The sequence below is a fragment of the Variovorax sp. GW821-FHT09A10 genome (assembly GCF_059418385.1).
In genome coordinates, this window is the sequence record NZ_JBWKPT010000020.1 from 1 (window position 1) to 8,966 (window position 8,966).

An 8,966-nucleotide genomic window follows, 5' to 3' on the forward strand; every position below is an offset into this window, starting at 1 on the left:
GCCTTTCTTTTGCCTACGTTTCTTTGGCGAAGCAAAGAAAAGTAGGTCGCCTGCCGGGGCGAGACCCGGCCCCGGAACCCCAAAGAAAGCAGGCACCTCATTCCCCACCCCCGAGAAACAAAGCGTCGAACTGCACATCCCGAGGAAGCCCGGTAGCCAGCATCCGAACCCCGCCCTCCAAGCCAGGCGTCTCCATCCAAAGCGAGGTCCCCGCCAGCGGCAAGTCAAGCGACCGATCCTCAGCGGAAGGCTCAGCAGCAGCTCCCACAAACAACTGACTCAGCACCGCATCAAACCGCAGCGCATCCAAATCACTCTCAAGCCCTTCCAACACAGCCCGCGTCCCCAACGCCCACCACCGCAGCGCAGCAACGAGCGCCTCTCCGCGCAGCGCATCAGATACACCCTCATCCAATTCAACGGCAAGAGTGAACGGAAAGTACCTCCCCACCCCATCCACCGAAGGCATCAACACCCCCATCCACCCCCGCTCCCCCACCACCTGCGCCCCCAGCGCAAAGCACCACACAGGCGCCTCCAGGTAGTGAGCAGTCCAATCCGCATGCCGATCCCGCAACCGAGCCAGTCCGCGCTGCAACCACGGATCCCACACCGAGCGAAACGCCTCCGGCAACCGCCGATGCGCAAAGTCCCCCATCCCCGGCAACTTCCCAAACCAGCCGGGAAGTTCGTCGGAAATAAAGAGCGAAGAAGAGGCCAAGCTCACAACCCCTCCGGACAAGAAAACTCCCGCAACTCCTTCAACCGAATCGGATGCTGCACGCTGTTCGTCGTCACCTCGAACCGCGTCTTGCGCGCCCCCACCTGGAACGTGATGAAGAACTTCTCCGGCGCATCCCCCGCTTCGAGTTGCCCGTCATCCAACGTACGGAACAAAGCCCAAGGCCCATCCATCGCCGACCCCGAACTCCCGGTCGTCGACGGCGGACTGACTTGAACGCGCACCTGGTTGCTCCCCTTCGGCCCCGGCCACTGCACCGCCATCGGCACCACCGGCCCGTGCGCGTACTTCACCAGCTGCCCGTCCACGTCGAGGATGAACTGCGTGATGCCCGCGTCCATCTCCACCGGCTTGAAGTCCAGTCGCATCGACGGCCCGCGACCGCCGCCACGGAAGAAGATGTCCTTGATGCGCGCCGCGCGTTCGAACTGCGCCAGCGCCTGCGTGGTGATCGCCCCGCGCTCGGCCACGGGCTTGTAGCGCCACGGCCGGGTGCTGGTGTCGACCAGCGCGGCCAGGCGCTTCTGGAAGAAGTCGTCCATCAGGCCGCCGGCGCCGAACATCTGGCCGAAGTCTTCGGGCAGCACGTCGCGCTTGCTGCTTTGCACGAACGGGTAGCGGCCCGCGATGGCGCGGTTGCAGAACTCGGTCACGGGGCGCAGGTCCTGGCTCAGGTTGCCGCGCTCGGCCACCTGCGCCTGCGCGGCGCCGGTCTGGCTCAGGTTCTCGATCATGCTGCGCACCGGCTCGGGCAGGCGGCCCGCGTCCGACTTGAGCTTGCCGGCCACATCGCCGGGCGGCGGCGAGGTACGGCCCTTCACGGCCGTGTCGACGGCATTGAGGTACACGTACACCTCGTTGAAGAGCTTGAGCGCATCGTCGATCGGCGCCGGCTGGTTCGGGCCGCCGGCGGTGACCAGACGGCGCAGCGACTCGAAGCGGTCGTCCACGATGCTCTCGATGCGCTTGCCCGGCGCCACCTGCTTGCCGGGGTCGCTGCCGAACAGGTCTTCCAGGCCCTTGCGCGTGTTGCGCACGGTCTCGGTGGCCTTGCTCACGACGTCCTTGTTGGCATCGGCCGCGGGAATCAGCGTGGTCTGCTTGACCACCGCACGCAAAAAATTCGCGAGCGGCGAATCGACGCCCGAGAGAATCCGCGCGGTCTCGATGTTCTTCTCCAGGCCGCTGACGCGGATCAGCCGCACATCGGCCAGCAGCGCTTCCCACTGCTTGACATACTCCTCGAGGTACAGGCGTCGCACGCGGTCGGTGAGCGCGCCAAGCGCCGCGGCGTCGCGCAGGCGTTCGCTGGCGTTGCGGTCCTGGCCGAGCACCCACGGGTCTTCGGCGGCGAGCAGGCCGGTGAGCACCACGACCTCGTTCTGGAAGCGCTTGTGGTAGCCGTCGTAAGTGAACATGCCGGGCACGCCCTCGCTCAGCGGCTTGCCGCTGATGCGCTCGAACACCAGCGGGCCCGACGGGCCGGTGGCCTGCGCCACGCTGAAGCCCGGGATGTCCTTGGTGGCGCGCTGGCGCTTCAGGCGGCTGAACACGCGCTGCTCCAGAGGGTAGCTCGCGAGCACGGCACGCACGCTGCGCACCAGGTTCTCGTCCATCTTCAGCGGCGAGCGCGGCGGGCCCTGGGCGATGAGCACGTCGAGCTGGTCTTCGAGCGCCTTGCGCTGGTCCTCGGGAATGCCGCGGTCGAGGTTGCGCGCCCAGTCGAGCGTGATCCAGGCCTTCAGCGCCTCGGGGTCGAAGCGCTCGGGCTGGTAGAGCATCAGATAGCTCTTGAGGGCTTCATAAGTGAACTCGAGGTTGTCCTTCTGCGCGGTGCGCAGCTGGTCCTCGATGCGCTTGGCGATCTGCGGCAGGAAGGCGTCGTTGAGCGCGCGCTGGTGCGTGAGCATGGCGGCGGCGTCGAGCTTGTCGCCCTGGTACAGGCCCAGCGTCATCGACAGCGGCTCGTCGCCCTGGCGGTTGTCAGGCGTCTTCCAGATGTCGCGCAGGCCCTGCAGCACGGGCGCGACCTCGACCAGGTTCTGCACGCGCGTGGGCAGCGCGGCCAGCGTTTTCTGCGCGGGCTCGACGCGCGCCTCGACCGACTTCAGGTAGTTGTAGTTCTGCCAGGTGCTGTAGCCCCAGGCCGCAAGCAGGCCGACGGTGAGCAGCGTCATGGCGGCCACGCCCGCCAGGCGCAGCGTGTTGCGGCGGCGCTCCAGCTTCACGTCGGCGCCGGCCAGGCGCTGCTCGGGGAACACCACCTCGCGCAGCAGCGCGGTGAGGAAGTAGCTGCGCCCGCTGGACTTCTGCGGCGCGAGCATGGCGCGCTCGATGCCGAAGCTGCGCGCCAGGCTGCCCATCACGCGGTCGATCGGGCTGCCCTCCTGCGTGCCGCTGGTGAAGTACACGCCGCGCACCCACGGCGGCTGCGCAAAGCGCGAGCCGGTGAACACCTGTTCGAGCAGGTCGGAGAGCAACGGGCCGACCGAGCCGAACTGCGCCGGGAAACCGAAGATCGCCGCGCGGCGCGTGCCGTCGGTCTCGCGCTGCATGCGCGCGATGAGGCCGTCGTTGACGCGGTTGTGCAGCAGGGCGAACTCGCGGTTGAAGGCGGTCGACAGGGCCTTCTCTTCGCGCTGCACGTCCTCGTCCGCCGGCAGCGTGAAGCCGAAGACCTGCGCGCGCTGCTCCTTGCCGAGGTCGTCGAAGTAGTCGGTGAAGCCGTAGAGCAGGTCGCTCTTGGTGACGAGCACGTACACCGGCAGGCGCGTGGTGAGCTTGCTGTCGAGCTCGAGCAGCCGCGCGCGGATCGAGGCCGCGAGCTGCGTGCGCGCTTCGGGGCCCTGGCTCAGCAGGTCGCCCACGCTCACGGTGAGGAACACGCCGTTGAGTGGCCGGCGCGGGCGCGCCTTCTTCAGCAGGCCCAGGAAGCCTTCCCATGCGCTCTTGTCTTCCGACTGGTGGCTGTCCTGCGTGGTGTAGCGCCCGGCCGTGTCGATGAGCACGGCCTCGTCGGTGAACCACCAGTCGCAATTGCGCGTGCCGCCCACGCCGCGGATGGCGCCGGGGCCGAACTTCTCGGCCAGCGGGAACGAGAGGCCCGAGTTGACGAGCGCCGTGGTCTTGCCCGCGCCCGGTGCGCCGATGAAGACGTACCACGGCAGGTCGTACAGGTAGCTGCCGCCCGAGATCGACAGCCAGTCGCGCCAGCCCGGCTTCTTGCCGGCGGCATGCAGGCGCATCTGCTTGAGCGTGGCGACGGCTTCGCTGAAGCGCGTGTCGAGGATCTTCTGTTCGCCGTCGACCGGTGCACCGGTCTTGGCGGCGGCCGGCGCCTTCATGAGGCCGTCGGTCAGGTGCTGGCTCGCGCGGCGCGCGCGCCAGCGGCGGTACAGCGCGCGCAGCACCACGACGAGCACGATCACGCCGATGACGATAGCGCGCGTCATCTCACCTTCGAGCGGCGCGAGCGAACCGATCTTCACCAGCGGGCCGATCCACCAGATCAGCAGCGCGACGACGATCAGCGCGAGCAGCGTCAGCAGCAGCGGGCTGAACAGGAAGCCGAAGATTTTCTTGATCATTTCGTCGCTCCTGGAACGGGAGCAGCCGGTGCAGCAGCAAGGCGCTCGGGTTCGGTCAGCAGCACGATGTCGACGCGGCGGTTGCGCGCGCGGTTGGCCGGCGTGTCGTTGGCCACCACAGGCTCGGCGTCGGCCTTGCCGTCGGAGCGCATGCGCGCGGGCTCGACCAGCGTGGAGAGCGCGCCCTTCACCGCATCGGCGCGCGCGGCCGACAGGTGCCAGTTCGACGGATAGCGCAGCGAGCGGATCGGCTGGTTGTCGGAGTGGCCGGTGATGAGCACCTCGCCCTTCACCTCGGCCAGCGCCTGGCCGATGCGGCGCAGCACCGGCAGCGAGGCCGCCATCGGCTCGGCGCTGCCAGAGCCGAAGAAGGAGTCACCGCGCAGCCGCACCACGCTGCGGTCGGCCTCGTCGGTCACGGTGACCAGGCCCTGCTTGATCTCGGGCTCCAGGAAGCGCGCGAGCCGCGGCGACTTGGCCGGCGCGGCGGGCGGCGCAATCTGGATGTTCGGCACACGCAGGCTCGACACGGCCGCGTAGGTGGTGTCGGAGCGGTGGTTGAGCGTGAGCCGCAGGCCGAACCACGCGAGTGCCAGCAGCAGCGCGAAGCCGGCCGCGAACACCCACAGCGGCAGCGACTCGCGCAGCCGCACCGTGCCCGCGCCCTGCCCGCGCCAGTGCGGCGACAGCTCGGGCTCGACCGGCGGGCGGTCTTTCGCGATCAGGTCGGCCAGGCGCTGGCGCACCGAGTCGAGCTGCGCGCGGCCGTTGTCGACCACGCGGTAGCGGCCCTCGAAGCCGAGCGCGAGCACGCTGTAGATCAGCTCGAGCAGCTGGCGGTGCGTGGGCACGTCCTGCGCGAGTTTGGCCAGCAGCTGGAACACCTTTTCGCCGCCCCAGGTCTCGTTGTGGAACTGCACCAGCAGGCTCTGCTTGTTCCAGCCGGCCTGCACGCCCCAGGGCGTGTTGGCCACGGCTTCGTCGAGCGCGGTGCACAGCACATAGCGCGCGGCCAGCACCGACTCGTTGCCCACGCCCGCGCGGCGCGCCGCGGCATCGAACTGGTTCACCGCATCGGCGGTGGACGCGCGCAGCGCCGGCACGTTCGGCGGCTGCGCGAGGTTGCGCAGCTTGCCGATCAGCACCAGCAGCTTGCCCGCGGCGGAGACCAGCGGATTGAGCAGGCCGATCTCGCCCACCTCGGCCACGGGCGTCGGATCGGCGCCGCCGAAGAACGGCGCGGGCGCAGGAGCCGGTGGCGCGCCGCCCGGCGTGCGCGGCTTGGGCTTGATGACCGTGCGCTCGGACTCGAAGGCGGCAAAGGGGTCGGGAGGGGTGCTCATGGTGATGTTCCGTTTCCGTCAGCCAGAGGTGGCTAGGAACGAATGGCCCAGAACGCGAGGTCCAAGCCGGGGAAATCGCCCGCGATGTGCATCGCGATGCCGCCCGATTGCTCGAGCTGGCGCCACAGGTCGCTGTTGCGCGTTTCGAGTTCGAAGTAGTTGGCGCCCGTGTGGAAAGGAATCTGGCGCGGCGCCACCGGCATCGGCGTCAGCGTGACGCCCGGCAGCGCGAGGTTCACGAGATCGCGGATGCGCTCGACCGGGCCGATCTTCACCTGCGTGGGGAAGCGCGCGCGCAGCGCCTCGCTCGGCATGTTCGCGTTCACCGCGAGCACGAAGGTCGCCTTGCGCTGCAGCTCCACGTCGGTGACCATCGCCACGCGCACGCCGTGCTTGCGGTCGTGCAGCTCGATGCGAATGGCCGACTGCTCGAACACCATCGACAGGCTGCGGCGCAGGTCGTCCATCAGCGGTCGAAAGCTCAGCGCCAGGTCGTCGTGGATGTAGGGGCCGAAGCGCGTCACGCGGCGCGTGTCGCGAAAACTCGCGAGGTCGCCGGCCAGCCCCAGCGCGTGCTCGAAGAAATGCTGCGGGTGCAGCATCGCGCTCTTGGCCAGGTGCGCAAAGATGGCTTCGTTGCGGTTCACCGCCTGCAGCAGCATGAAGTCGGCGATCTCGGCCACGCCGCCGGTGCCGCCTTGCGTCATGCGCCCGGCCAATGCCTCACCGCGCTGACGCAGCAGGCCCAGCAACTCGTCGAGCCAGGCGCGGATCACCGCATGGCCGGCCACGTCGAGCAGCGGCGGCAGCATCGCGCGGTCGAGCTGCACCTGGTTGTCGACCCGGCGCTCGACCACGCGGGCCACGCCCAGCGTCGCCCAGGCATCGGTGGCTTCGCTGGCACGCATCAGGCGCGTGTGGAGCTGGCCGAGTTGCAGCATCGCGGTGCGCTCGCCGGCCGTGTTGGAGTCGGGCACGTCCGACTCCAGCACGCGGTGGCGCACCAGCTCTTCGTATTCTTCAGCGTCGGCCTCGCGCGCTCCGGCGCGGCGCAGCGGCAGCGCCAGCACCACGGTCTCGTCGCGCATGGACGCAGGAATTTCGATGGGTTCGGGCAGCGGATCGACCGCCGGCATGTCGAACACCGTGCCGTCGCCGAAGATGCCCACCGCCCGCACCAGCGCCAGCTTGCCCAGCGTGAGCGCCGCCGCGTCGATCTCGACCTCGGCGAATCCCCAGGCGTAGGGCGTGGTGGTGCGCAACAGCACATGCCGCGCATGGTCGGCATGGCGCTCGCTTTGCTGCAGGTGCTGAGGCTGCAACAGCATCCCCTCGCTCCAGACCACTTTGGTTCGCCAACTCATCCGCACTCCGTCTACGGCAAGGGTGCCGGGAAGTAAGAAGAAACACGAAGTTTCCGGCGCGGGGGGCGGGAGGCAAATCCGCCTTAAGGCCTAGCTAATGGCCTAGGTGGGGCGGGAGGGGTACGGCGAAGGGAGTAGATGCGGGGCCGGGCGTGGCTTGGATGCTCTGGCGGGATGCGGCCGGAAAGTGCCGTCGACGCACAGAATCGATCGGAGCTGGGGCGGCGGGCCTGGTCGCAAGTTCCTGTGGATATCAGAGCGCAGGTCAAGCACGTTGATCAGGCGCACGATCGTGCCTTCAATCTCTTTCGGTCACTCGACTTTCTGTGCTGTCCACACCGTCAGGCCATTGAAGAGATGCCACACCAGATACATCAAACCTCCGGTGGCGGACCGGGGCGCAGCCTGCGGTAGGTGTCGGTGCGAAGGTCCAATTCGTTGATCAATCGACCGATGGCTTGCTTGATCTCTTCGGGCCACTCGACCTTCTGTGCGGTCCAGACGGTCAAGCCGTTGAAGAACAACCACAGCATGTACAGCGGCACCGTGACAGGCATGCTGATGTACTTGAGTAAGGTCTTCCAAGGCTGCTCTTTCCAGCGCTGCCCCGGCTGGTCAAGAAAAGGGACGACCGCACCGAAGTCACTCCAGGGCACATACGCGCCAGTGTTCGACACTGGAGGAAACTCACCCTGCACCAGCGGCGCAGCGCCTTTCTCCATGTAGCGGCGGATGTACTCCCACAAGGCTGGCACGAAGTCGACACTGGCGAAGGTGAAGCTGTCGACGATGGTCGGGTCGTCCTTGCTCTTGCGCACGAGGAAGACAAGGTGGTGCACACGACTCGCCGTGGCTGTGCTGGCCTGCAACGTGGTGTGGTGCTCGGCGTCGATCAGGTCCCAGTCGTAAGCAACAAGGCTGGAGTTGCGAGGGCCGAAGAAGCGCCAGCGGCGGGCACCGGACTGAGTGACCTTGTAGACCTTGCGATGCTTGCGGTCGAAGTAGAGGGGGCTGTCGGCGGGGGCGAAGAGTTCGAGGTAGGCGAAGAATGCAAAGAAGGACCAGGAGCCGATGTAGGCGAAGGCGATAACGCCGTAGCCTTCGTACCCAATCATTCCCTCCAACATGAACGTTGTGAACAAGTACGTGCCAAGAACCCCAGAAACGAAGCCATACGCCGTATAAAAACCCCCTCCACCCGTCAGGTAGACCCTCTGAAACTCGATGACATCTGGATAGACACCTGTGAGCTGTCCGCCATGGCCGGTTACTCCGGTGACTCTTTGTCTTTTGTTGGCATAGCGCTCCACAAGCCCGATGACCTTGCCATCGGTGCGATCCTCGTCGGTGCTGCGCCCGCTGGTGTTGATGCCGCCGATCATCGGAAGCCGCCCACGCCATCGTTCACGGGATTCCTTGGATCGAACGGAAATCGCGGTGACAACTGAGGCGCCAGCGGCGGGGCCGGGTGCGAATTGAACAAATGCGCAACTTCCTGGCTGACCATGAGCTTGCGCACCCACTCCATTCGAAGCTCAGCCGCCAAAATCGTCCTTTCCATGGCTTCGTCGCGACTCAGAATTTGGCAGGCCACCGCATTGGCTCCTCAGGTCCGACGCCGCTTTCTCTTCGCTTCTGGCCGCAGTCGCTGTTCCACTCTTCGGGAAAAGTTGGCCAATAGCACAGTCGCTCGGCCAGGCTGTTCAACGGTGCCCAAGGCAGGTTGGCGGCATAGTTGATGTAGGTTCCCGTCGACGTACCACCACCTGCAAGATCGTCGTTCGCGTGCGAACGGTGCATCACGGTTTCTTCAAAGTGCTCGCTTGCACCGCTGAATCCCTTTCGCAGCCAGTGTGTTGATTGCCGCCGAAAATTGACCCAGCTAACGCAGTAATTTCCGTCTAAGACTGACCCACGTAAAACCCTACCC

General features: G+C 66.8%; 5 protein-coding genes and 1 pseudogene. All 6 read right to left on the reverse strand.

Going from position 1 to position 8,966, the window contains the following annotated elements:
- Positions 1-97: 97 nt before the first annotated feature.
- Positions 98-727, reverse strand: a complete 630-nt coding sequence (gene tagF, locus AC07Q9_RS31500) for a type VI secretion system-associated protein TagF (protein WP_495312955.1) — start codon at positions 725-727, stop codon at positions 98-100.
- Complete coding sequence (gene tssM / locus AC07Q9_RS31505; RefSeq protein WP_495312956.1) at positions 724-4,329, reverse strand: type VI secretion system membrane subunit TssM; 3,606 nt, start codon at positions 4,327-4,329, stop codon at positions 724-726. The genes tagF and tssM overlap by 4 nt, the downstream gene beginning before the upstream one ends.
- Positions 4,326-5,672, reverse strand: coding sequence for a DotU family type VI secretion system protein (locus tag AC07Q9_RS31510; protein ID WP_495312957.1), 1,347 nt, complete (start codon positions 5,670-5,672; stop codon positions 4,326-4,328). The genes tssM and AC07Q9_RS31510 overlap by 4 nt, the downstream gene beginning before the upstream one ends.
- Before the next feature lie 32 nt (positions 5,673-5,704).
- Positions 5,705-7,036 (reverse strand): type VI secretion system baseplate subunit TssK, encoded by a 1,332-nt coding sequence (gene tssK, locus AC07Q9_RS31515; RefSeq protein WP_495312958.1) that lies wholly within the window; start codon positions 7,034-7,036, stop codon positions 5,705-5,707.
- A 374-nt stretch (positions 7,037-7,410) separates the two neighbouring features.
- Complete coding sequence (locus AC07Q9_RS31520) at positions 7,411-8,418, reverse strand: DUF6708 domain-containing protein (protein WP_495312959.1); 1,008 nt, start codon at positions 8,416-8,418, stop codon at positions 7,411-7,413.
- 193 nt (positions 8,419-8,611) lie between these two features.
- Positions 8,612-8,966, reverse strand: a pseudogene (locus AC07Q9_RS31525) (hypothetical protein); the annotation flags it as partial.

Bases quoted from the DNA above. Each gene is read 5' to 3' on its own strand.
- tssM (WP_495312956.1), bottom strand. From the start codon at position 4,329: ATGATCAAGAAAATCTTCGGCTTCCTGTTCAGCCCGCTGCTGCTGACG.
- AC07Q9_RS31510 (WP_495312957.1), bottom strand. From the start codon at position 5,672: ATGAGCACCCCTCCCGACCCCTTTGCCGCCTTCGAGTCCGAGCGCACG.
- tssK (WP_495312958.1), bottom strand. From the start codon at position 7,036: ATGAGTTGGCGAACCAAAGTGGTCTGGAGCGAGGGGATGCTGTTGCAG.
- AC07Q9_RS31520 (WP_495312959.1), bottom strand. From the start codon at position 8,418: ATGATCGGCGGCATCAACACCAGCGGGCGCAGCACCGACGAGGATCGC.